Raw genomic sequence first — 526 nt, forward strand, 5'->3', positions numbered from 1 at the left:
CTCCATCTCCGCCGCCGACCCCGAGATCGGCGCTCTCATCGCCGAGGCGATGGACAAGGTCGGCAAGGAAGGCGTCATCACCGTCGAGGAGAGCAACACCTTCGGCCTCGAGCTCGAGCTCACCGAGGGCATGCGCTTCGACAAGGGCATGACGTCGATGTACTTCGTCACCGACTCCGACCGCATGGAGGCGGTGCTCGAGGACCCTTACATCCTCGTCGTCAACTCCAAGATCTCGGCCAACAAGGACCTGCTGCCGCTGCTCGACAAGGTCGTGCAGTCCGGCAAGCCGCTCCTGATCATCGCCGAGGACGTCGAGGGCGAGGCCCTGGCGACCCTGGTCGTCAACAAGATCCGCGGCCTGTTCCGCTCCGTGGCCGTCAAGGCTCCGGGCTTCGGTGACCGCCGCAAGGCCATGCTGGGCGACATCGCGATCCTGACCGGTGGTCAGGTCATCGCCGAGGAGATCGGCCTCAAGCTGGAGAGCGCCACGCTCGACCAGCTCGGCCACGCCCGCAAGGTCGTC

Annotated in this window: 1 protein-coding gene; it reads left to right on the forward strand. The window is 66.0% G+C overall.

The genetic code is table 11. From position 1 onward, the window contains the following. The coding region (locus tag AB0C16_RS40375) for a TCP-1/cpn60 chaperonin family protein (protein WP_357691465.1) at window positions 1–526 on the forward strand (526 nt) is incomplete at both ends.

The organism is Nonomuraea sp. NPDC048916 (assembly GCF_040649575.1).
GTDB lineage: Bacteria > Actinomycetota > Actinomycetes > Streptosporangiales > Streptosporangiaceae > Nonomuraea.